A 23282-nucleotide genomic window follows, 5' to 3' on the forward strand; every position below is an offset into this window, starting at 1 on the left:
AATTATTTTTTGATGCGACTAGCGAGCCAAGCGCGAACAGTGCGTTGCTGAATCATACACGTTCTTCCTCTCGGTTTAATGTTCCAAGGCGGTGCTCGGCATCTTTAACGATACGTGCTTGGATCTCGACTGTCAACCAATCCGTTTCCGATTCGGGTAACGTCGGCAAACCGTAACTTGGGTTATTCGTAGATGAAAACAAATCAGACATGATGCGTTCTTCGTATACTGGAATCATATAAAATCCCCTCTCTGTGTCTTGATTCATCTCTTACACCTTTAGTGTACGAAAAAATTGTAAAGACGGAAGAGGGGAGGTGTTAAGAACCCGTGAACTTTGTAAACGTTCTCACAAACTTGTCAAATCCTCTGTAATGGCTTCACAACTGTCAGCATACTGCTGCCCTCGTTTCACGTATTTTCGGACTGTTCGTTCCATGATGAATCGATCATGGTCACTGATATCCCGGACGATTTTTGCAGGAACACCCATGACCATCGCGCCGGCAGGTACCTTCATTTTTGGCGGCACAAGACTTCCCGCAGCAACGAATGCCCCTTCTCCGATTTCGGCTTCATCGAGGATCGTCGCCGACATTCCGATTAACGCTCCTTTTCGAATGATTCCGCCGTGAATCATCGCCATATGACCAATCGTCACTTCATCTTCAATGATGGTCGGATACCCTTCATACTGATGAATCATTGAACCATCTTGGATGTTGACGCGTTCCCCGATGTGAATCGGACCTTCGTCTCCCCGGATGACCGTATTGAACCAGACAGATGAGTCTTTTCCGATCGTGACCTCTCCGATGACTTTAGATCCGTCCGCTAAATAAACGGATGGATCGATGTTTGGAACAAGTGAACCGACACGATATTTCATGCGTTTTTCCCCCTCAGGCATTAAATCGATACTCTTTCATCTTGACGTTACAAAAAATAAATTGCAACAGCTTCCAAACTAATTGTAAGATGGTAAAAATACGCTTACAACAGGAGGAGACAGGATGGAACAAACAGTGCGTAAACGATTGATCGCGATTGCTGCAAAAAAAGAGAAAGCAGTCGTCGTCTATCAGAATATTTCAGTCATTGATGTCATGACACGTGAGACATATACAGCAGATGTAGCGATTGATTCAGGTTATATTGCTGCTGTCGGAGAGGGGTATGAGGGAATCGAGAATCGTCCGGGAGAAGGACTTTTCATCGCACCAAGTTTCGTTGATGCCCACGTCCATATTGAATCATCGATGGTGCCGCCGAGTGAATATGAGCAAGCGATTCTACCGTTAGGTGTCACGACGATCATTGCCGATCCGCATGAGATCGCGAATGTCAAAGGAGCAGAAGGTTTATCCTTCATGCTAGACGATGCTGAAGGTCTCGCGCTTGATGTCCGGATGATGTTACCGAGCTGCGTACCGGCGACTTCGTTTGAACACGCGGGAGCATCACTTGATGCGGCGGCACTTGCACCGTTCGTCAATCATCCTAGTGTCCATGGTTTAGGAGAAGTCATGGATTATCCAGCGGTCGAACGAGCCGATCGCGATATGCTCCAAAAAATTAAACAGATCGAAGACGCAGGAAAACTGGTCGATGGTCATGCTGCGGGACTTGGACCACGCGAAATTAACATTTATGGTGTCGCCGGAATTCGAACGGATCATGAATCTGTCAGTAAGGAAGATGCGATCGCCCGAGCGCGTCGTGGTTTGTATGTCGAAGTGCGGGAAGGATCAGCTGCCCGAAACTTGAAGGATGTACTCGATGCTGTGACAGAGAGCAACGCGAGCCGTTTCCTCTTCTGTACGGACGATAAGCATTTGGATGACACGTTACGAGAGGGAACGATCGACTATAATATCCGCTATGCGATTCGTCATGGAATTAAACGCGAAACAGCGTATGCGATGGCATCGTTGCATGCGACGAACGCGTATCGTTTAGACGATCGGGGAGCCATCGTACCAGGACGCCGGGCGGACTTCGTCTTGTTATCCGATGCCGATAACGTCGTGATTGACGAGGTGTATATTCAAGGTGATTGTGTTGCGCGAGCTGGGAAAACGATTCGACCTATTCGACGTGCTCATGTGCCGGAGTCATTACGTGGAACCTTGAATACAAAACCGATTACACCAGAAGTATTTGCCCTTCCACTTGAATCAGCACGGGCGCATGTCATCGGAGTCATTCCAAAAAGCATCGTCACCGAGCACTTGATTCTCGACGTTCCACTTCAAGACGGGCATTTCGTGCCCGTGCCGGAGCAGGATCTCTTAAAGATCGCTGTCATTGAACGGCATCACGGCACATCCTTCTCGGCAGTCGGGATTGTCAAAGGTTTCAAGATGAAACGCGGAGCGATTGCAGCGACTGTTGCCCATGATTCGCACAACCTCGTCATCGTTGGCGCGTCGGATGAGGAAATGCAACTGGCTGCGGAACGTCTCGTCCAAGCGGGTGGAGGAGTCATTGCTGTCAATGGGCAAGAGGTACTTGCTGAGTTACCGCTTGAAATCGCTGGACTGATGACGAATCGTCCCTTCCAAGAAGTTGGAGATACACTCGAAGCATTGAATGATGCCCTCGATGTGTTAGAGGCGGATCGTTCCTTTAATCCCTATTTGACGATGTCATTCCTTTGCTTACCGGTCATTCCGGAGTTGAAGCTGACCGACAGTGGATTATTCGACGTAAAACACTTTCAGCATATTTCAGTACAAGCAGACTGATGTCCGTCGCGAGTCTGAGTCTCATTCCCGGACTCAGACCGTTTTTCTATCAATCGAGTTACGATAAAATCAAAAAAAGCCACTTTACAAAACGGCTAAAATTCCTTAATGAAACTTAATAGTTTGGATGTTGAATCATTTTGGAAAGCTTGTTATAGTAAGTTCTATATCGTTTGTGAGAAATCTCACTTTCTATGAAACTTTTATCTAAAAGGATCGTAGAAAACAGTAGGACAACAAGGTTAGAAAGGAGATCATCATTATGGATAAGACCTATTTCGAAGGACATGAAGCCTTGATTGCGGATGTCTACCGTTCATTCACGCGTCAATTTCATGCCCTACCGACACATCGACGAACGAAACGTCAGTTGCGAAATCTTGCATTCTCCGTCATTCGTCAAGCTCGACCGACATATGAGGAACGCACCGTTCTTTATGCATACTTCGCTGAATTCTTCCGAGCAGTTGAGGAAGGACAGGATGAAGAGATTGCTTTTTACAAACAAATTGCACAGTAAAGACCCCCGATGGCTCCGTCAGAAGGGGTCTTTGTTGTTTTTTGAGAATGTCGTCTGGAAATAAAAAAACAAGTAGGGAACGAGGTCCGCTACTTGTTCATCAATGTTTTAAAGGGTTATTTTACTTCCATCCATTTAAAGCTCATATCGGCACCGAATGGGTGACGGTACAATTTATCAATGTTTGTCCGTTGTAAGTAAGCTTCCCCTTTTTGGTAGATTGGTGCGATGGCGTAGTCTTCTGTCAACAGCATTTTTTCAGCTTCTTGCATGTCCGACCAACGTTTCGCTTCATCTGCTTGTTGTTTTGCTCCCTTAATGAGATCATCGAACTTTTTGTTCGAGTATTCCATCCGATTGAAGCTTCCATCCGTTAACCACATATCGAGGAACGTCATTGGATCCTGGTAGTCAGGTCCCCAACCAGCCGCAGAGATATCGTAATCTCCCTTCGATTCGAGTTCGAGGAAGTTTTTGAATGGTTGTTGTTTGATTTTGATCGTCAAACCAGGCAGGTGCTTCTCAAGATCTCCTTTTAAGTACTCAGAAACCTTCTTAAAGGCATCTTCATCTCGTGAGAGCATGCTGAGTTCAACTGTTTTCACACCAAGTTCCTTCAAGCCAGCATCCCAAGCTTTTTTCGCGGCGTCAGCATCGTAGCTTTGAAGATCTGGATATTTCGCGCGGAAGTCTTCCCCATCTGGTGTAAACGTGAAGTCTTTCGCGACGATGAAGTTTGCTGGTTTTGATCCATCGTTTAGGATGACATCTGTAATCCCTTGCTTCTCAAAACCAAGCGCGAGCGCTTTTCGGATGTTCTTATTTTTCAAAGCTTTATTCTTTTGGTTAAAGCGAAGGAAGTTGATCCGAGCATCTGGACGTGTCTTGTAATCATCTGATTTTTCATACTGCGAAACGAACTCAGACGTAATCGGTGCGAAGTCGACTTCTTTCGCTTCGAACAGGTTGACGCCAGTTGAGATTTCTTTGACGACCTTGACATCGATTTTATCCATCTTGACATTCGCTTTATCCCAGTAATCTGGATTTTTCTTGTATGTCCAGCCAGCATTTGCTTGCCACTTATCGAGGACGAAAGGTCCGTTGAAGACCATTGTATCAACACTTGTCGCGAACTTATCGCCTTTATCTTCGACGAATGATTGTTTTAATGGTAAGTAAGTTGGGAAACTTGTCAAACCAAGGAAGTAAGGTGCTGGAGCTTCAAGTTGGACTTCAAGTGTCTGCTCGTCGACTTTCTTGACACCGAGCTCATCAAGTTCAGCGTCGCCAGACATGATTTTGTTGGCGTTCTTTAAATCTTGTAAAATGTACGCGTATTCTGCTGCTGTCTTCGGATCAAGTGCGCGTTTCCAAGCATAGATGAAATCATCTGCTGTGACGGCTGATCCATCTGACCACTTCGCATCTTTACGCAGTTTGAATGTGTATGTTTTTTTTATCTTCCGACACTTCGACGCTTTCCGCGATTCCAGGTGTTGGTTTGTTATCTCCATCAAGACGATACAGCCCTTCAAAGACGTTGTTCGTGACGATGATGGAAGTCGAGTCCGTCGTTTTCGTCGGATCTAGCTGAGGTACATCCGTCGTCGAAACGAGTGTGACTTCCTTTTTTTTGTTTTTCGAATCTGATCCGCTTGTGTTTTCGTCATTTCCTTGCCCGCATGCAGCGACAGCAAGAAGCGCGATGCTGGAAAGTCCAGCAAAAGCGATTTTCGATGGTTTATTCATGGAACGATGACCCCCCGAGAGTTAGTGTTAAATATTTCAGAAAAATGTGAATATATTGTTAATTTAAGTGAAAGTGATTAAAAATGCAACATAAATTTTCAGATAATTCTCACTGATCAAGGTCTATATCCTCAATTCCAAGCGATTTCAAATAGTCATAAAGTAGGAATAAGGTCAGCTTATGCGGGGAATACATTCGTAACGTCAATCGAACGGGATTACCACGTAAACGCATATTCGTAATACGGACACCTTTACGCTCAAGAGCAAGAACGATGTCCGTCGGATCAAGTCCGGAAGGAAGTAAAAGATGCGCAACGAGGACATTTGCTTCGAACCGACTATTGTTGATACGTCCCATCATCCGAGTTAAACCTTCCAGTAAGAGGAAGAGAAAGAGAACGAGAAAAATCGACTCCCAGATGAAACCTGCACCGACAGCGATTCCAATCCCGCTTGCACTCCAAATAATAGCGGCAGTCGTTAATCCGCTGACGATATCATGCGGTCGACGTAAGATGACACCAGCGCCGATAAAACCGATTCCGGTAATGATTTGGGCGACGAGACGCATCGGATCCATCTGAACATTCGTCGCCATGTCATGGTAGAGTAAGACCGATTTGATGGAAACAATGGTTAACAAGCAACTGATCAGGGTAATTACGAGGCTAGTGCGTATACCAACCGGTTTATTTTTGATTTCACGCTCGAATCCGATGAAAATTCCAAGCGTAGCGGCTAACAGGAGTTTTAGAAGGTCTTCGAGCTGAAATACATGAATCCAGTTCATTTGTCTCAAATCCTTTCTTTACTTTAAAAGGTGATTTGTTATAATGACTTTTGTGTCTTTCGAATGAATATACGTAAGATGTAATAGATATACGAAAAAGGAAGTGTCTCATCATGAATCAACAAAAAATCGGATTCTTTGCGCTCGCTGCAATGGTCATCGGTTCCATGGTCGGTGGAGGAGCTTTTAACCTTCCTGGTGCAATGGCCCAAAGTGCAAGTGCAGGACCTATCCTCATCGGGTGGAGTATCACGGGGATTGGCATGATCATGCTCGCGCTAGTATTCCAACATCTCGCCAATAGTAAACCAGAGCTTGAAGGCGGTATCTATGCCTACGCGCGTGAAGGGTTCGGACGTTTCGTCGGTTTTAACAGCGCTTGGGGATACTGGGTATCGGCGTGGATCGGAACAGTTGCGAATATCACGCTCGTGTTCAATGCGATTAGTTATTTCTTCCCGATTTTCGCAGCGGAAAATCGAATATTCCTTCTTTTGATGAGTATAGTCGTCATCTGGGGATTGTTCTGGCTCGTCTCGAGCGGAATCAAGGAAGCGACGCTGGTCAATTTGATTACGACGATCGCAAAGCTCGTTCCAATCTTGATTTTCATTCTTCTAGTAGGAATTGCTTTTAATATCAAAACGTTTAATTTGGATATCTGGGAAGAGGGAACAGAACTCGGTTCGATTTTTGATCAAGTAAAAGGAACGATGCTCGTCACACTATGGGCTTTCGTCGGTATCGAAGGTGCTGTCGTCTTATCAAGCCGTGCCAAAAACCGAAGTGATGTCGGGAAGGCGACAGTAACAGGACTTGTTGGCGTGTTAGTCATCTATATCTTGATTTCCGTTTTATCACTCGGAGTGCTCAGTCAAGAACAACTAGCTGGATTAAAAGAACCGACGATGGCGTATGTATTAGAGGCAGCGATCGGACCGGTCGGTGCGACGATCATCATGATTGGTTTGATTATCTCACTATCCGGCGCACTTCTCGGATGGACGATTCTCGCATCGGAGATTTCGTATCTCGTTGCAAAAGACGGCGCATTTCCGAAAGCATTCGCAAAAACGAACCGGAAAGGTGCTCCAGTCGGTGCGCTGTTGATTACACAAATCGCGACACAGGTCGTCGCTGGAATCGCGCTCTTCTCAGCACAAACCTATCTTGTCCTGTCGAGTATCGCTGGGATTTGTGCGTTATTACCGTATTTGTTATCAGCGTTGTATAGCATTCGGACATCGCGAGAAGAGCGCAATCAGAAAATGTTACTTTTCTCTGTCATCGCATCAGCGTATTCGATTTGGCTCGTCTATGCGTCGGGTATCTGGTACATCGTCATCGCGGCATTAGTCTATGCGCCAGGTATTCTCGCGTACGCTTTAGCAGAGCGAGAACAGCAACGGACGGGCATGTCACGTTATGAGTGGATTGCCAGTATGGTTCTTGTTGTCTTGGCAGGAGTAGCTGTTTACGGAATGGTCGTAGGAGAGATTCAATTGTAAGAAACGCTATGCAAAAGAAGTCACGGTGATTTTCATCCACCGTGACTTCTTTTTTTGATTAAGGTGTTAAGAATCTTTTTTCGACATCCTGTACAGATAGAGGTTCAGAGAAAATGAACCCTTGCATATGTTGACACGATGTCGTTTTTAGATAATCTAGCGCGTGTTCTGTCTCAACACCTTCAGCGACAAGATTCAACTCTAGATTGCGACCGAGTTGAATGATGGAATCGAGCAAGGCGTGGTCATTTGTCGCCAGACCATCAATGAATACTTTATCGATTTTTAATTCGTCGATTGGAAAAGCACTGAGATACTGCAAAGAAGAATAACCGGTACCGAAATCATCGATCGATAAACGGAAGCCGAGCGACTTGATGAGGTGCATGCGTTCGACCGTCCGTTGCGTCTGGAGAATCGCGATGTTTTCCGTCATCTCCAAAGTAATCGAAGATGGAGATACCAGTCGTTCTGTTACGATGTGTTGTAATGTACGAATGAAGGAGTCGCTTTGGAACTGATGTGGTGAGATATTGATTGCCATCGTCAGTTCAGGATCAATCGTCTGTTGCCATTTTGCGAGCTGTTCACATGCTTCGATGATGACCCAGTTGTTGATTGGTGTGATCAGTGAAGCTTCTTCAGCGAGTGGAATGAATTCATCTGGTGGAATGCTCCCGAGTGCCGTGTGATTCCAGCGTAATAACGCTTCGAAGCCTTTGACGGCTTGTGTCTGAAGTTCAATGATTGGTTGATAAGCAAGATAAAGGGATTGATCTTCGAGTGCTGTGAAAAGGGAGCGCTCGAGTTGGATTTTCCGTGTGAACTGTGTATCCATCTCGTGTGTTAAATACTGGATCGTTCCAGTACCAATCGATTTTCCTGCGTATAGAGCTGTTTCCGACCGGCGATATAAATCTTCCAATGTTTTGGCTTCGGACGGATAGACCGTGATCCCGAACGTACAAGAAACGATCAATGAATGACCGTTGATATAATAAGGGCGCTGCAGTGCTTGTTGTAATTTTCGAGCATATTGGAAAAGCAGATTGCTCGGCGGTGCAGGTAACAAGACACCGAATAGATCACTCGTCGGATGAAAAGCGAGTATGCCTGTCGTGTGTTGCAAAAGGCGTGTTGCCATCGCTTGAAGTAGTTGATCACCGACGTGTGTTCCAAACGAATCATTGATTACTTTAAAACGGTCGATATCGAACAAGATTAGCGCGATCGGATCATGCGACGCGGCAGAACGGAATAATGCCTCGCCTTCGCGTAAAAATCCTCGTTTATTTAATAAGTGCGTCATCTCATGATGATGCACTAAAAAATCGAGTTCTTCTTCAAGCACCGCTGTTTCCGTGATGTCGTTGCCGATGAACAGGTGCTGAAAACGAACACCGTTTGCATCATAGATCGGAATGAGCGTCGCTTGGAGATGTTTTCGTTCGCCAGTTTGCGAAGTAAGGCTAAGGCGACCAGACCATGCTTTTCGTTCACGAAGTTGATCACGAATCCCCGAAACGACGGGACTGGATGGATCTAGGATGAGTGACCAAGGCTGGTTGAGAAGCATCTCAGAGCAATATCCTGTCACATCGATGAGTTGATCATTCACGTACTTGATCGTTCCTCGTGCGTCGAAGACGGCGACAGAAGCAATCTGATCGAATGCATGACGCAAATCCATCAATCCTTGGAAGAGTGGTTTCATATTCGTTTGTTGCTCAGCTGAAGGGATACAGCAAGCAAAAGCGGCAATGACAGTTCCTGTATCATCAAGTAAAGGAGACAAAAGGAGAGTTGACGTTACAGAAGTGCCCGTCTTATGCAACAAGGAGGCATTCGGTAATTGGACGGATTGACGGCGCTCCAAGAAGGCATGCCAAATCTGCTGGCTGAATGCCATGTCTTCCCGTTCAAGAAGTGGAACAGTCTGACCCACGACTTCTTGTTGTGTCCAGCCCCATTGCTGTGCGGCTAGCTCATTCCAAGAGCGGATGGTCAAGTCAGTATTCAATATGAAAGCGGGTAAAGGGAATTCTTGAATGACGACTTCACAGGAATCAATGGTCGAACGGTCCATTACGTGCGCACGCTCCTTTATATTGAAAAGAGATGACGGTTCACTTCTCTTGTCTTTTCCCAATATATTCAATTCTTACGCATTAGAATCCTTTCGCTCGGATACTTTTTAGATGAAGATTCTGTGAAAGAATCTGCTATAATAACATTGAAAACGTTTTCTAAAGAGTTATGAGGGGGAATTTCGATGAATCAAACAGAGAAAATCATTCAACAGACAGAACAGTTCGGAGCACATAACTACCATCCACTCCCAATCGTCATCTCAGAGGCTGAGGGTGTCTTCGTTACGGATCCTGAAGGACGTCGCTATATGGATATGCTGAGTGCCTATTCAGCCGTTAATCAAGGACATCGTCATCCAAAGATCATCGACGCCTTAAAACGTCAGGCAGACAAGATTACATTGACGTCACGTGCTTTCCACAATGATCAACTTGGCTTTTTCTATGAAAAAGTAGCACAATTGACGGATAAAGATATGGTGTTACCAATGAATACAGGTGCGGAAGCTGTCGAGACAGCAGTAAAAGCAGCACGACGCTGGGCATATGAAGTCAAACAAATTCCAGGTGATGCTGAAATCATCGTTTGTGAAGGAAACTTCCATGGTCGGACGATGACAGCCGTCTCGATGTCGACGGAAGCAGAATACCAACGGGGATTTGGACCGCTTCTTCCTGGAATCAAGACGATTCCATATGGCGATCTTGAGGCATTAAAACAGGCGATCACTGAAAATACAGCGGCATTCATCTTGGAACCGATTCAAGGCGAAGCGGGCATCTTAATTCCTTATGATGGTTTCTTAAAAGACGCACAAGAAGTTTGTCGTGCGCAGAATGTGTTGCTCGTATCGGATGAGATTCAGTCTGGACTCGGTCGTTCCGGTAAATGGTTTGCTTCTGATTGGGACGAGGTAACACCAGACATGTACATTCTTGGTAAAGCACTGGGTGGTGGTGTATTCCCAATCTCGTGTGTTGCCGCGAATAAAGATGTCCTTTCTGTCTTTAATCCAGGTTCACACGGCTCGACATTTGGTGGTAATCCACTTGCGTGTGCCGTCTCGATTGCTTCACTTGAAGTATTAGAAGACGAAAAGTTACCGGAACGTTCACTCGAACTCGGTACGTACTTCATGGAGAAACTAAAACAAATCAACAACCCGATGATCAAAGAAGTACGTGGTCGTGGATTATTCATTGGTGTTGAGTTGACAGAAGCAGCGCGACCATATTGTGAAGCGTTGAAAGAAAAAGGCTTGCTCTGTAAAGAAACACATGAGACAGTCATTCGATTTGCACCACCGCTCGTCATTACAAAAGAAGAGTTGGATTGGGCGTTCGAACGGATTGAACAAGTATTAGGCGTTTCCGTCGCCCAATAAAAAGAATAGCTTTAGATTAAACAACAGCGGACAAGATGTTCACTGTTGTTTTTGTTTAGGAAAGTGTCGATTTTGATTAAAGAAAAGTTTGAAAATCAGTGACAAGGGAACAGACAACTATCGCAAAAAAAACTTTTAAATGGGGGTAATGATTATGTCAAACAACAGTGGTCTCAATAAAAAAGCAGATGGTCTCGTCGATAAAGTAGCAGGTAAAGCGAAAGAAGCGCTCGGGAAAGCAACAGGCGATAAATCAACAGAACGTGAAGGTAAAAAAGATCAAGTAAAAGGCGAGGCGAAGAAAACAGTCGGTAACGTCCAACAAAATTTCGAAGATACAAATCGCCGCTAAGACCGTTGAAATTAAATAGAAAAACCGGACTGAGTAATCGCTCTAGTCCGGTTTTTAGTGTCTGCTATAATGAAATTTTATATCAACTAAAAAGATGAGAAATAATTTGTATAAAGGTCTAGTCATTTAGTTGTTTATGTGGAATAATAAACAACGTAAAAGCGTTTACATTGTTCTGTCATTATCGTTTTATTCAGGAAAGGGTGAAAGGTATGTTGCAGTTTCTACAACGAATTGGTAAAGCCTTGATGTTACCAATCGCAGTACTACCGGCTGCGGGAATCGTGCTCCGGTTAGGTTCGGCGGATATGCTTGATATTCCGTTGATGGTAGCAGCAGGAGGGGCTATTTTTGATAACCTGCCATTGATTTTTGCCATTGGTGTCGCGATTGGTCTATCGATCGATGCGAGTGGAGCAGCGGGTCTTGCTGGGGCCATCGGGTATCTTGTCTTAAAAAATGGCGTCGACTCGATGAACAAGGATTATTCCAGCGCACAGATTCAGGCGAAGTATGATGCGATCGCGGCGATCGTCAATGATTCCTCGACTAAGGTCGACGGAGCGACACTTGGTTCGATCGCGAATCAGGCGACACTCGGTTCGACCGTTAATATGGCGGTATTCGGTGGAATCATCGCGGGTATCGTCGCAGGACTTCTATACAATCGGTTCTATAACATTAAGTTACCGGATTGGTTGGCATTCTTCGGTGGCCGTCGTTTCGTTCCAATCATTACATCAGCGGTCATGCTCGTACTTGCTTTCGTCTTTGGTTATGTCTGGCCGTTCATCGAGCAAGGCATCAATGGTGCTGGTGAATGGATGGTTGGTCTCGGTGCAGGAGGCGCTGCTCTGTTTGGATTCTTTAACCGCCTCTTGATTCCTGTCGGCTTACACCACGTCTTAAATAATATTTTCTGGTTCGTCTTCGGTTCATATGAAAAAGCAGATGGTACGGTCGCGAACGGTGACATCGCGCGCTTCTTCGCTGGAGATCCGACAGCTGGGATTTATCAAGCAGGCTTCTTCCCAATCATGATGTTCGCCTTACCGGCTGCAGCTTTTGCGATCGTCATGGCTGCGCGTAAGGAAAATCGAAAAGCAGTTGCTGGAGCGATGATTGGTCTTGGATTGACGTCCTTCTTGACAGGTATCACGGAACCAATCGAGTTCTCGTTTATGTTCTTATCACCTGTTTTATATGTCATTCATGCGGTTTTAACAGGTCTATCGATGGCCATCGTTAACTTACTCGGTATTTTACATGGCTTCTCCTTCTCGGCTGGTTTTATTGATTATGCCTTGAACTTCGGGATTGCCACAAAACCATTACTTCTCATCCCGGTTGGTCTCGCGTTCGCGGTCGTCTACTACTTCCTGTTCTACTTCATGATCACAAAATTTGATCTGAAGACACCAGGTCGCGAAGATGAATCGCTCGTCACAGACACGGGAGTCGTTTTGACAGATTCAGACGATAAATATGAGCAACAAGCAGCTCAAATTTTTGCTGGATTGAAAGGAACAGAAAATGTCACGTCGATTGACAATTGTGCGACACGTTTACGTCTTCAAGTCAAAGATCCAAACATCATTGACGAAGCAGCGATTAAAGCGGCTGGAGCAAAAGGTGTCATGAAGATGGGGGCGACTAGCGTGCAAATCATCATCGGCACGGACGTCGAGTTCGTTGCGGATGCGATGAAACGACAGAAGTAAAGAAAACGACCTTTCCTGAGCTCAGGAAAGGTCGTTTTGCTGTACGTTCGCAACAGGCGCTGTTTTGCTTGAGCGATAGATTGGATAAAAGATTCCGATCAAGATAATGACGATCCCAATCCATTGAGAACTCATCAGATGTTCATCCAAAATTAAAACGGAACAGATGACAGCTGTCGGTAGTTCAGCCGCTCCAAGCAGAGAGACACTTGCTGGAGAAAGATGAGGCGCACCCGCAGCAAATAAGAGTGGTGGCAAAATCAACGCGAATAGACCGAGCGGAATCGCGTATAACAGAAGTCCATTTTCGAAGTTCGCAGACGACAAGAACGTTGTCGGTGGATACATGATCATGACAAAAGCAAGACCACCTGTCATCATATAGAAGCTTTTCTTGATGACAGGTAGATGATTGGCAACGCGTCCACTAGCGAGTAGGAAAATCGAGAAACTAACAGCAGCTCCAAGACCGAATAATGTTCCACGCAGGTCGAGTGGGCTCGAGTAAGCCGCACTCGCAAGAATGGCTCCGCCAATCAGTAGAATCGCGGACAGGAAATGCGCGCGAGTAGGTAAGCGTCTGAATGCGAGAGCATCAATGATGACACCAATCCAAGTGAATTGGAATAAGAGAATGATCGCAACGGATGCCGATACGGTCTGAAGACTTTGGTAATAGAGATAACCGGTTGTACCGCTTGAAATACCAATCAGCATGAGAAGACCAGCTGTTTTGAGATCGAGACGAAGGTTTTTCGTAAATAAGGCAAGTCCGAAAATCATGAGCCAGCCGAAGAAAAATTGACTACCTGAAACGGCTGCTGAGTTGAATCCGGCGGCATAAGCGAGTTTGACGATCGTTGAGAGGACACCATAACTGATAGCGCCGATGAGAACGAATAAAGTGGCTTTTGAGCGATGCATGAATAATTTCCCTCCATTTTTAGTAAAAACCACACAAAAAAGGTTGCAACGGGGCCTTGTCCAGGTTTTTTGGACAGGGTTTGGTTGCAACCTGTGTGATTTATTGAGTTGATGTGTCGAGCAAACGATACAGCCGGGTTTTCGTTTGATTATACTGAACGGTCAGTGCATTCCACTTCTTTAATGACGCGGTAGCTTTCCGTGTTAAACGATTTAAATCCGCTGTTGACTCATCAATCTTAACGAAATCCGGTTTTTTCGTCAAGCGTGAAAGCACTTTCTTTTCGGCGTCCATCGCTTGTCGATACGTTTTCGAGAACGTTTGAAACGTCTGCTGGCGTTCCTTGATGATTGCTACTAAGGCAGTTCCTTCTGTTTTTGCTTTACCATCAAGTTGGTTGACAGCATCCTGCAATTCTTCAAGATCAAGTGCAGCGTATGTTTCTTTACGTAACGTTTCTTCTTGTTTCAATAAAGCAAGCCGTTCGTCATTTAAGGCTTCTAATTCCTCTCGTTCATTTTGAGAGCGTTTGATTTCTTCAGCACCTGCATCAAGAACGGCTTGGTACGTATTAACTGAAATTTCGTCCTTACGAGCACGTTGATCAGCTAGCGTGAATGCTTTCTCTTCATCTTTGACTTGTTGCTCTAGCTGTTCATGAAGAGAGGTTGGTGAATCGTTGGAACAGGCAGCGAGTCCGAAGCTCGACAGGAACAGTATTGCTACGAATGTTTTTTTCATCTGGATAGTAACTCCTTATAAATTCGAGTGTTGCGCGAAGTTGTACGGAATATGGAAATCTTCATCATAAATCGCGAATTGATAGCCTTTTTTCTGAAGTCCGGCAACAATGGCTGGAAGTGCCTTGATGGCTTGTGGTTGTTCATGTAAGAGTATGATTTCAAACGGACGCTCTGCTCGCCGAATAACCGTATTCGCTACTTCTTTTGCACTATCTTTGTAATACCAGTCCATTGAATCGATTGACCAGTCCCACACACGGAAGTCTGCTGAATGAATGGCAGATGCCATTTTTTTCGTGATGCCGGGATCAGAGCCATAAGGTGGTCGTGTCAAATGTGGTGTTAGCTTCGTCAACTCATGGATTTTCTTCTGAACACTTTGCATCTCTGAGACATACTTTCCTTTTTCGTATAATGTATCGTAATCGTGTGTTTCCCCGTGTAATCCGATATAGTGTCCAGCTTTAGCAGTAGCTTTGACTTCTTGCGGAAAAGCATCTACTTGTGAGCCGAGATAAAAGAAAGTGGCACGAGTCTGAAGTTGATCCAATGTTCGAAGTAAGTCCGGTGTTAATGCGGATGGACCATCCTCGAATGTTAAATAAGCGACTTTTTTCGTCACACCATTCCATTTTTCCACGCGTGCTTTTTCCATATTGACGACAGGTACTTCAGTAATGGATTTACCTGTCGTAATGGATTGCTGTTCAGGAGTAAATACGTATCGATAAGCGACATATCCCCCAACTCCGAGAAAAACAAGTGTGAGAAGTAAGAAAAATCGAGGGAAAAACATTCTTTTTTTTGTACGCGGTCGTGGACCGAGTTCGCTAGCGTGGCTTGAGGTAAATGGATCCATCGTTGTCTGTCGCTCCTTTTGTCAAAAAATATCATATACAGATAATGTAACATTCTGACTGTTTCTTTTGTAACAAACAGATGACAAAAAGATGACGGAAAATCGATTTTTCTAAAAAATATCGATTTATTTAGAAAGAGTTTAAAAGAAATAAAAAAACAACCACTAAGTAAGTGATTGTTTCATGTGTTATTAGTGTTCTGTTACAGCACACTCATCGCATTCCGTTTGATAGGATTCACATTGTTCATCCATCTCTTTTCCGCAATGGGCACACGTCTTGACGGGAAGCTCACGATAGAATGCAGCAGATGCTTCTTGATAAAGGGGTTGTTCCATGTGTTTTTCCTCCTTCAAAGTAAACGCAATGATCTTTTTTCTTGATTTTATTGTATTAGTACAGAAGTTTAATGTCAACTATTGTTTTATAACAGTTAATTCATTTGAAGTACTGATAGAGGACAATGAAAAAGAGACATGCTACGATATCTAAGTAATCTGATAATGATAAGGGGGATTTACACATGACACAGGCAACACTTGATACAATCCGTGTCTTAACAGAAAGACGTTCCGTTCGTCATTACGACGAAACGTTCAAGCTTTCAAAACAGGAAGTAGAAGAACTATTAGAATGGACGACAGCCGCGCCGAGTGCTTGGAATTTGCAACACTGGCATTTCACGGTCTTTCATTCGGAAGAAGCGAAGCAGCAGCTTGCACCGATCGCATACAATCAGCCGGCTATCACTTCGGCTTCAGCAGTCATTGCGATCTTAGGTGATGTTCAAGCTAATCGAAACTACAATTCGGTGTACGGTCCAGCAGTAGAAGCAGGTGGCATGACAGAGGATCTGTTTGATTCGATCAAGGCACAGGTAGAAGGCGCTTATCAAAGTGAGGCGTATGGTCGCGACGCGGCTATGTCGAATGCGAGCCTTGCTGCGATGCAATTGATGCTTGCGGCAGAAGCGCGTGGATTATCAACACTCGCAATGGGGGGATTTGATCATCAACGTTTTGCAGAAACGTTCATCACCGAGTCACGGTATGTACCGGTCATGTTAATTGCTGTCGGAAAAGCGGTTGAAGATGCGAAAAAACGTCCGGCACTACGTTTACCGATTGATCGAGTATCAACCTTCCTGTAAGTCATTCAAAATGGGGGAAGCGGGGTTGATTTCCCCATTTAAATTTTTTTATTTTTTTCGGAAAAAGACTTGTCAACCTTTTAGTTTCTTGATATATTAATACATGTCCTAGCAAGTACATAACGTACTGCAAACATGATTCTGTAGCTCAGCTGGGAGAGCGCTACCTTGACAGGGTAGAGGTCGCTGGTTCGAGCCCAGTCAGAATCATACCGAAAGCCCGCTTCTCCTTTAAAGGAAAAGCGGGCTTTTTTTTATTATTTCTTTATCTCATCCTCTGTGACCCATTTATGATTTTTCACCATCTCTCCACTGTCCGTTGGTTCATAGTTCACCATATAAACAGTCGTTTCTTTTACTTCGTCAATCGTCGCTTTAGCTCCATCCATACCCTTCATATGATCCGCTTTGACAGTCGTTTCATCACCAACTTGTAGTGGCTTAGTTGGAACGGGATCGAGTTCTTCCTGAATGACCCATTTATGATTTTTCACCATTTTTCCACCATTGGTCGGTTTGTAACTAATCGCATAGACGACGGTATCATAAGCTCCCGCAATCGTTGCTTTAGCTCCGTTCATTCCATCCATATGATTCGTCGTCAACGTGACGTTGCTTCCTTTCGGATAAGTCGGATCACTGGCTTCCTTTAGACCAGACGGTATCTTTCCATCACTCGAATGCATCATATCTCCATGAGACATGTCGTGTGAGTCGCTATTGCTTCCTTCGTCATTTGAAGCGGATCCGCATGCACCGAGCCAAAGCGTAGAACTAAGAGCCAGTGCGGTTAACGTCAATGATTTTTTCATAATAAAACCCTCCTGAATTCACTAGTCTTTTTTATTATACCCAGCGTATGTGCAAATCGTGTGCAGATGAGGTGACAGTTTCGTTTGTCAGCGTCGATCGTGTTTTTTTCGCTATACTAATAGTGAAGAGAAAGGGAGGAAATGTCATGCGTCGTATTTCATACTCGGTCGGAGGAATCGTGCTTGCGGCATTTTTAATTTGTGGCAGTGTGTTGTTTGGGACGTTGTATTATCAGTTGTCTCAAACACGAACGCAGGAAGTAGTGGACGGTTTACTGAACCGAGGAAATACCCATCGTGATGTCCTTGTCGATTCCTATGACCAAACGACGATGCGCCATGTCAGCATGATGGAAGCAGATTCATCGTTTACTGTGGTGATCACTGATGCAGATGGAAAACGACTCGAAGCGTCACGACCTTTGTCGAATGAGATGAAAAGTGTGCTAGAGCATACGGATTTCGATTACCGTCAACAAGGAAAAATCGTGACGATGCGTGACTTTTTAATGACGGACAGTCCCATTACCATCGACGGGAAACATCGGGGTCATGTCTTCATGTTCGCTTCTAAAGCAATCGTGGATCACGTACTTGATCCGTTGAAACAGCAGTTTTTCCAAGTGGGTCTGCTCGCACTTTTATTAGCAGGTGCGGCAAGCATTTGGACGACCCGGCTCATCTCTCGTCCGCTGGTTCAAATGGAAAAAGCGACGGCACGTCTATTAGATGGGGAAGATGGAGCGTTGCCGATTGATCGACAAGACGAACTGGGACAATTGGCGCGTTCGATTCAGCAATTAAAACAAGATCTCGATTTTTTGAATCGGGAACGATCCGAATTTTTAGCAAGCGTATCTCATGAACTACGAACACCATTGACATATATAAAGGGATACGCGGACATTCTCGAACGTCAAACGTTGACGCCGGATGAGCAACAACGCTACATTACGATCATTCGAGAAGAAAGTCAGCAAATGAATGAATGGATTGAGCAATTATTTTGGTTAGCACGCATTGATGCCAATGCTTTTATGATGGAACGAAAACCTGTCGATGTCGAAGACTTGATTCATCAAGTGATACGATTGATGCGCCTGGACATCGAACAAGAAAATGTTTCGTTCGAGATAGAAGGTGAGCGAATAGAAGTGATGGGTGACGCTCAGCAGCTCCGTCAGATGATCGTGAATATCATTGAAAATGCACGGCGACATACGACGTCGGGAAAAATCACCGTTCGTTATGGTGTCAACGCAGTAGGAGTTTTCATTCAAATCGAAGATACAGGAGAAGGGATCGCTGCAGAATCTTTACCTCATGTAACGAAACGGCTCTACCGAACGGAAGCATCTCGTTCTCGAAAACATGGAGGAACTGGAATCGGACTCTCCATCGTTGAAGCAATTGCTCAGACACATGGAGCAGAATTGAACATCAAGAGTCAACTTGGACATGGAACACAAGTGACACTGCAGTGGAAGGAGAAATAAAATGCCGCATGTATTGATCGTAGATGATGAACCAAGAATGCTTGAACTGCTCAAACTGTATATTCAGCCGTATGGGTACACGTGTCAGCTTGTGGATTCTGCGCAACAAGCTCTTGATCTCTGCCGTCAGCGCGTATTCGACCTGATTTTACTAGATGTCATGATGCCGGATATGGATGGCTGGACATGTTGTCGTCTCATTCGAGAACACTCTAACATCCCGATCTTAATGGTTACGGCGCGGAATCAACGGGAAGACATCATTCGGACACGAGAAGTAGGAGCGAATGATTACATATCAAAACCGATTCAAGAAGGGGAACTGATCGGACGAATGGAAGTTTTATTACAGCAACAGTACGATGGTCTATCCTATGACCGGGAAAGCTATCGTTGTAGTTACCTCCAACAAAAGATTTCGTTAACGAAGACGGAGTTTGAGTTGTTAGGTGTATTTTTAGATTCTCCACGACGTGTTTGGACGCGCGATCAACTAACGACGATGTTATGGGGAGCGGAAGCGGCTGTAGACGAGCGGACGATCGACTCGCATATCAGACATTTAAGAGAAAAACTACGTGTTTGCGGTTTTCCGATTGAACAGCATCTGGAAACAGTTCGCGGAATCGGATACCGCTGGACACACCAATAAAGGGGAAATTCAAAACATGACGACACTCTATTTCGTACGGCACGCACATTCGACATACTCAACAGATGAGAGAGCACGTCCACTTTCCGATACAGGACAGGCAGATGCGATACGTTTACTTGAAACCTTTCAAGAAATTCCAATCGACAGATTCTACAGCAGCCCGTATCGACGGGAAATCGAGACGATTGCACCGCTCGCGGAGGCACGTCAACAACCAATCATTGAGGTAGAGGAACTACGAGAGCGATTGTTGGCACCGGGAGAGCTTGACGATTTTCAAGGAGCGGTCACATATGTATGGCAACATCCGAATGAAAATCCGTATGGAGGCGAAACGAACAACGAAGCGTCGCAACGCATTCGAATTCGACCATTCATCGACGAACTAGTGGAGAAGCATCCTGACGAAACAGTCGTTCTTGGAACACATGGAAATATCATGGTGCTACTCTTAGAAACATTTGATCCGACATTCGATTACGCATTTTGGAAGTCCTTATCGATGCCAGCCGTATGTCGAATGGATGTGAAATCAGGAGAAAAGGCGGACATTCACGTCGTACCACTTTTGACGAATACAAATTAAAAAAGAGACGGAACTGATGCGTGAATCAGTTTCCGTCTCTTTTGTAATTGGAGAAATCTTAAGGTGTAGGAACAGCACCTTCATGTTTTCGGATCAAGTCAGCCGTCAGTTGACCGGACAATGTGACCATCGGTACACCGCCGCCTGGGTGTGTCGAACCACCGACGAAATAAAGTCCTTCGTACAAGTCACTCTTCGATGGAATCTTGAATCCACCATTTTTCTTCCGATCGGCTGCGACACCATAAATCGATCCACCGTTTGGACCGTATAATTCCTTCAAATCTTCTGGGGTAAAGCGATATTCAAACTCGATCGATTCTCGAAGTCCATGAAGTCCCATCCGCTCCAGTTTATCGAGAACGACTTCACGGTACGCATCCCAGTTGACCTCACCTTTTTGAAGTGTTAGCGGTGGAACGTGTGTCAAGACGAATAAGTTATCCTTCCCTTCAGGAGCTTGGGAGGCGTCGGATTTTGACGAGACTCCGACGTAAATCGTCGGATCCTCAGGAGGGGTACCTTCTTTGAACATTTGGGCGAATTCACGCTCTGGATTTTCCGAGAAAAAGAAATTATGATGCGCTAGCCTGCGATACTCACGATTTACACCGAGCAGTAGGACAAGACCTGAAACGGAAGGGGCAAACGACGCTTGTAATTTTTTTGCCTGTTTCCGGGCTTTTTTCTCCGGTACGATCCGTTCGTAAGTCGGGATGACCTCAAGGTTTGAAACGACGATGTCGGCTGCATGAAACGTTCCGTTTGATAAGACGCCCACCGCTTTTTTATTTTCAAGGACGATTTGTTCAACGGGTGAGTTGAGATGAACCGTGACACGGAGCTCATCAAGCAACCGTTTCATGGCACGCGCGATTTGGTACATACCACCTTTGACATAATAGATGCCGAGTCCCATTTGAACGTAAATCATCTGATTGAAGACAGCAGGTGCCTGATACGGGTTGGAACCAACATACATGACCATATAGTTGAACAGCTGTTCGAGATACGGATCATTGAGATGTTTCTTTGTTCCGGTCGCGACCGTATTCATCGGGTCCATCTTTAATAAATCAGACATCGTATGGTATTTTTTTAAGTCCTTTAAATCTTCGAGACTGTATTTATAAAAACTGTCGAGGCACAAGTCGTACATTTGTTTGGAATACCGGAACAATTCAACGAAATCAGCCCGTGACGAGACGTGTTCGACTTCTTCAAGCATTCCAGGTAAGTCACCTTTGACATCGATTTTTGTTCCATCCTCAAAGAATGTACGCCATTGTGGTTCAATGCGCTCAATTTCTAAGTAATCATCCAAGTTACGATGAACGCTTGAGAAGAGTTGTTCGAGTACCCAAGGCATCGTTAAGATGGAAGGACCGGTATCGAAAGTAAATCCCTTTCCACTACGTTGATTCAGTTTCCCTCCGACGTTTGCATTCTTTTCAAGCATTGTGACTGCATAACCATCTCCAGCTAAACGAATGGCGGCAGACATACCAGCTAGACCTGCTCCAATGACAATTGCGCGTTTCTTCAAATGAATCACTTCTCCTTTAGTAGATGAATGGAATCAATCGTTTGCGTTTTGCAGCCCATACTGTATAGGCAGGTCCAAAACCTTTCGTTAACATCGCTTCCTCGATTCGAATCCGGTAGAGCAAGAAAATGAACATCAGAAGTCCAGAGAGAATGAAAAGTCCGAACTGACCGGTGAACAGGGGGAAGCTCATCGTAATCAACAACAATCCACTATATAACGGGTGACGTAAAAAGCGATAGGGACCGCTACTGACGAGCTGATCACCCGACGCCACGACGACATGACGAGTGAACTGTTGCTTTAAGTGGAGAATTCCCCATAGACGTAAGGAAACACCACACCATAATAAAATGCATGAAAAGATGCGCATGATAGAAGAAACGGTTTCATTCGCAAAGAGGAAAGCGCAGACGATCGTTCCGCTTAGGACAAGGAAAATCAAATAAAAACTCACTTGTTCTGCTGCCCCTGACTTAGACTCGGAGCGATTCCGAAAACGAACCATCTCACCAATCCAGCAGATGCTACCAATACTGAAAATCCATTCCCAAAGTGACACGTACGCTACTCCTTTCTACATCAGAATCATGTTTCGAAAACGCATACATCGTTATTTACCCATTGTAATTCGTCCTTAAGCTACATTTAGAAAACTTCAGAATTACTTCATTTTCATGACAAGCATTCCGAAAGAACCCTGTTTGAAAAAAAGAATGGTATTCTAATCTAAAATATGGATGCAGATTAGAACATGTATTAAAGGAGATATACGATTCATGAAATACATCACGACACTCATCACGACGTTGACATTAACAGCGGCCTGTACATCAGTGTATATACCAACAGTCGAAGCATCGACTTCTACTTATCGGCAAGCAAAGACATCTCTTCATTTGCGTAAAGGAGCATCGATTGATCAACCGAGTCTTGCGGTTATTCCGACGGGGATCTATGTGACGGAACTGTCGAAAGTCGGTACATGGTCAAAAGTACAATATGGTACGAAGATTGGTTATGCGAGTACGAAGTATCTACTGACGGATGAACAAATCGGTGGGAAACGGATCGGTAAGACCCTCATCGCGAATAAGAACTTAGCGCTCCGCGCGACGTACGCTCCTGGTGAGAATCAACAAGCAAGAGCAGCGTTTGAGAAAATGCGTATAGCGGCTAAAAAAGAGGGAATTACGCTCGTTGCGTTTAGTACATATCGCTCCTATGCCTATCAAAAAACGTTATTTGATAAATATGTTGCGCGTGATGGATATGAGAAGGCGAGTACGTATAGTGCAGAACCTGGGAAAAGTGAACACCAAACAGGTCTTGCGTTTGATATCGGAGGCGCTGATTCAACAAAATACGCCACGTTTAGCTTTTCCAAAACAAAAGAGGCAAAATGGTTGTTTGCGAATGCTCACCGCTACGGTTTCCATCTCCGCTATCCATCTGGTAAAGAATCTTGGACGGGGTATACGTATGAGAGCTGGCACTATCGGTATGTCGGAGCAACGCTTGCCGCTCGTCTAAAAGTCAGTGGATTAACAATGGAGGAGTATTTCCACCTCGCACCATGGAAACCAGTAAAGGTTTCGACTCCTTAAAAACATGGTAAATAGAGGATGTTGGCTTAGTCGG

General features: G+C 44.8%; 22 protein-coding genes, 1 tRNA gene and 1 pseudogene. 12 read left to right on the forward strand and 12 right to left on the reverse strand.

Annotated features, from left to right (window positions below):
• Positions 1-52: 52 nt before the first annotated feature.
• Both MKY22_RS02800 and MKY22_RS02805 read right to left on the reverse strand, forming a co-directional pair.
• Positions 53-238: a hypothetical protein gene (locus MKY22_RS02800; RefSeq protein ID WP_050678068.1), complete on the reverse strand. Its 186-nt coding sequence runs from the start codon at positions 236-238 to the stop codon at positions 53-55.
• A gap of 111 nt (positions 239-349) precedes the next feature.
• A complete protein-coding gene (locus MKY22_RS02805; RefSeq protein WP_195865863.1) occupies positions 350-889 on the reverse strand; it encodes a gamma carbonic anhydrase family protein in 540 nt (179 codons plus the stop codon).
• Between the two features lie 124 nt (positions 890-1013).
• On the opposite strand from MKY22_RS02805, the gene ade reads away from it, so the two are divergent.
• Both ade and MKY22_RS02815 read left to right on the forward strand, forming a co-directional pair.
• Entirely contained in the window at positions 1014-2747 is a 1734-nt protein-coding gene (gene ade, locus MKY22_RS02810) for an adenine deaminase (protein ID WP_341086494.1), read from the forward strand.
• A 262-nt stretch (positions 2748-3009) separates the two neighbouring features.
• Positions 3010-3267, forward strand: coding sequence for a hypothetical protein (locus MKY22_RS02815; protein WP_023467133.1), 258 nt, complete (start codon positions 3010-3012; stop codon positions 3265-3267).
• Positions 3268-3383: 116 nt separating this feature from the next.
• Here MKY22_RS02815 and MKY22_RS02820 read toward each other — a convergent pair.
• Together MKY22_RS02820 and MKY22_RS02825 are read right to left on the reverse strand one after the other, a co-directional pair.
• Positions 3384-5019 (reverse strand): annotated as a pseudogene (locus MKY22_RS02820) (peptide ABC transporter substrate-binding protein).
• A 109-nt stretch (positions 5020-5128) separates the two neighbouring features.
• Entirely contained in the window at positions 5129-5812 is a 684-nt protein-coding gene (locus MKY22_RS02825; RefSeq protein WP_149426816.1) for an MgtC/SapB family protein, read from the reverse strand.
• Positions 5813-5922: 110 nt separating this feature from the next.
• On the opposite strand from MKY22_RS02825, the gene MKY22_RS02830 reads away from it, so the two are divergent.
• Complete coding sequence (locus tag MKY22_RS02830) at positions 5923-7320, forward strand: basic amino acid/polyamine antiporter (protein ID WP_290780435.1); 1398 nt, start codon at positions 5923-5925, stop codon at positions 7318-7320.
• A gap of 58 nt (positions 7321-7378) precedes the next feature.
• Here the strand turns inward: MKY22_RS02830 and MKY22_RS02835 are convergent, their stop codons facing one another.
• Positions 7379-9406 carry an EAL domain-containing protein gene (locus tag MKY22_RS02835; protein WP_341086501.1) on the reverse strand — a complete coding sequence of 676 codons (2028 nt, stop codon included), beginning with the start codon at positions 9404-9406 and terminating at the stop codon, positions 7379-7381.
• A gap of 186 nt (positions 9407-9592) precedes the next feature.
• Here MKY22_RS02835 and MKY22_RS02840 point away from each other — a divergent pair, with 186 nt between their 5' ends.
• The 3 genes from MKY22_RS02840 to nagE all read left to right on the forward strand — a co-directional run bounded on the left by MKY22_RS02840 (position 9593) and on the right by nagE (position 12868).
• Positions 9593-10795, forward strand: a complete 1203-nt coding sequence (locus tag MKY22_RS02840) for an ornithine--oxo-acid transaminase (RefSeq protein ID WP_341086503.1) — start codon at positions 9593-9595, stop codon at positions 10793-10795.
• 154 nt (positions 10796-10949) lie between these two features.
• Entirely contained in the window at positions 10950-11147 is a 198-nt protein-coding gene (locus MKY22_RS02845) for a CsbD family protein (protein WP_149426819.1), read from the forward strand.
• A gap of 212 nt (positions 11148-11359) precedes the next feature.
• A complete protein-coding gene (gene nagE / locus MKY22_RS02850; RefSeq protein ID WP_341086505.1) occupies positions 11360-12868 on the forward strand; it encodes an N-acetylglucosamine-specific PTS transporter subunit IIBC in 1509 nt (502 codons plus the stop codon).
• 21 nt (positions 12869-12889) lie between these two features.
• Here the strand turns inward: nagE and MKY22_RS02855 are convergent, their stop codons facing one another.
• From MKY22_RS02855 to yhfH, 4 genes are all read right to left on the reverse strand, one after another.
• The gene (locus MKY22_RS02855; RefSeq protein ID WP_341086507.1) at positions 12890-13792 is read right to left on the reverse strand and encodes an EamA family transporter; all 903 of its coding nucleotides are present in this window, start codon (positions 13790-13792) and stop codon (positions 12890-12892) included.
• A gap of 100 nt (positions 13793-13892) precedes the next feature.
• Positions 13893-14534 carry a YkyA family protein gene (locus MKY22_RS02860; protein WP_341086508.1) on the reverse strand — a complete coding sequence of 214 codons (642 nt, stop codon included), beginning with the start codon at positions 14532-14534 and terminating at the stop codon, positions 13893-13895.
• 15 nt (positions 14535-14549) lie between these two features.
• Positions 14550-15395, reverse strand: coding sequence for a polysaccharide deacetylase family protein (locus MKY22_RS02865; protein ID WP_341086509.1), 846 nt, complete (start codon positions 15393-15395; stop codon positions 14550-14552).
• Between the two features lie 192 nt (positions 15396-15587).
• Positions 15588-15734 (reverse strand): protein YhfH, encoded by a 147-nt coding sequence (gene yhfH / locus MKY22_RS02870; protein WP_064505459.1) that lies wholly within the window; start codon positions 15732-15734, stop codon positions 15588-15590.
• Positions 15735-15919: 185 nt separating this feature from the next.
• Here yhfH and MKY22_RS02875 point away from each other — a divergent pair, with 185 nt between their 5' ends.
• Positions 15920-16546 carry a nitroreductase family protein gene (locus tag MKY22_RS02875; RefSeq protein WP_290780295.1) on the forward strand — a complete coding sequence of 209 codons (627 nt, stop codon included), beginning with the start codon at positions 15920-15922 and terminating at the stop codon, positions 16544-16546.
• Positions 16547-16683: 137 nt separating this feature from the next.
• Positions 16684-16756: transfer RNA gene (locus tag MKY22_RS02880), tRNA-Val, on the forward strand.
• A gap of 47 nt (positions 16757-16803) precedes the next feature.
• Here MKY22_RS02880 and MKY22_RS02885 read toward each other — a convergent pair.
• Entirely contained in the window at positions 16804-17358 is a 555-nt protein-coding gene (locus tag MKY22_RS02885; protein ID WP_290780298.1) for a YdhK family protein, read from the reverse strand.
• Positions 17359-17504: 146 nt separating this feature from the next.
• Between MKY22_RS02885 and MKY22_RS02890 the strand changes: the two genes are divergently transcribed.
• Genes MKY22_RS02890 through MKY22_RS02900 form a run of 3 tightly spaced genes read left to right on the forward strand, consistent with a single transcriptional unit; the run spans position 17505 to position 20095 of the window.
• A complete protein-coding gene (locus MKY22_RS02890) occupies positions 17505-18854 on the forward strand; it encodes a HAMP domain-containing sensor histidine kinase (RefSeq protein WP_290780301.1) in 1350 nt (449 codons plus the stop codon).
• 1 nt (position 18855) lies between these two features.
• On the forward strand, positions 18856-19506 hold the full coding sequence (locus MKY22_RS02895) for a response regulator transcription factor (protein WP_290754109.1): 651 nt from the start codon (positions 18856-18858) through the stop codon (positions 19504-19506).
• A gap of 16 nt (positions 19507-19522) precedes the next feature.
• Complete coding sequence (locus tag MKY22_RS02900; RefSeq protein WP_341086518.1) at positions 19523-20095, forward strand: histidine phosphatase family protein; 573 nt, start codon at positions 19523-19525, stop codon at positions 20093-20095.
• A 58-nt stretch (positions 20096-20153) separates the two neighbouring features.
• Here MKY22_RS02900 and MKY22_RS02905 read toward each other — a convergent pair whose 3' ends face one another.
• Positions 20154-21641: a phytoene desaturase family protein gene (locus MKY22_RS02905; RefSeq protein WP_341086521.1), complete on the reverse strand. Its 1488-nt coding sequence runs from the start codon at positions 21639-21641 to the stop codon at positions 20154-20156.
• 16 nt (positions 21642-21657) lie between these two features.
• Positions 21658-22203: a methyltransferase family protein gene (locus tag MKY22_RS02910; RefSeq protein ID WP_290780312.1), complete on the reverse strand. Its 546-nt coding sequence runs from the start codon at positions 22201-22203 to the stop codon at positions 21658-21660.
• 217 nt (positions 22204-22420) lie between these two features.
• On the opposite strand from MKY22_RS02910, the gene MKY22_RS02915 reads away from it, so the two are divergent.
• Entirely contained in the window at positions 22421-23248 is an 828-nt protein-coding gene (locus tag MKY22_RS02915) for a M15 family metallopeptidase (protein WP_341086525.1), read from the forward strand.
• Positions 23249-23282: the final 34 nt, after the last annotated feature.

The sequence above is a fragment of the Exiguobacterium sp. FSL W8-0210 genome, from assembly GCF_038006045.1.
Taxonomy (GTDB): Bacteria; Bacillota; Bacilli; order Exiguobacteriales; family Exiguobacteriaceae; genus Exiguobacterium_A.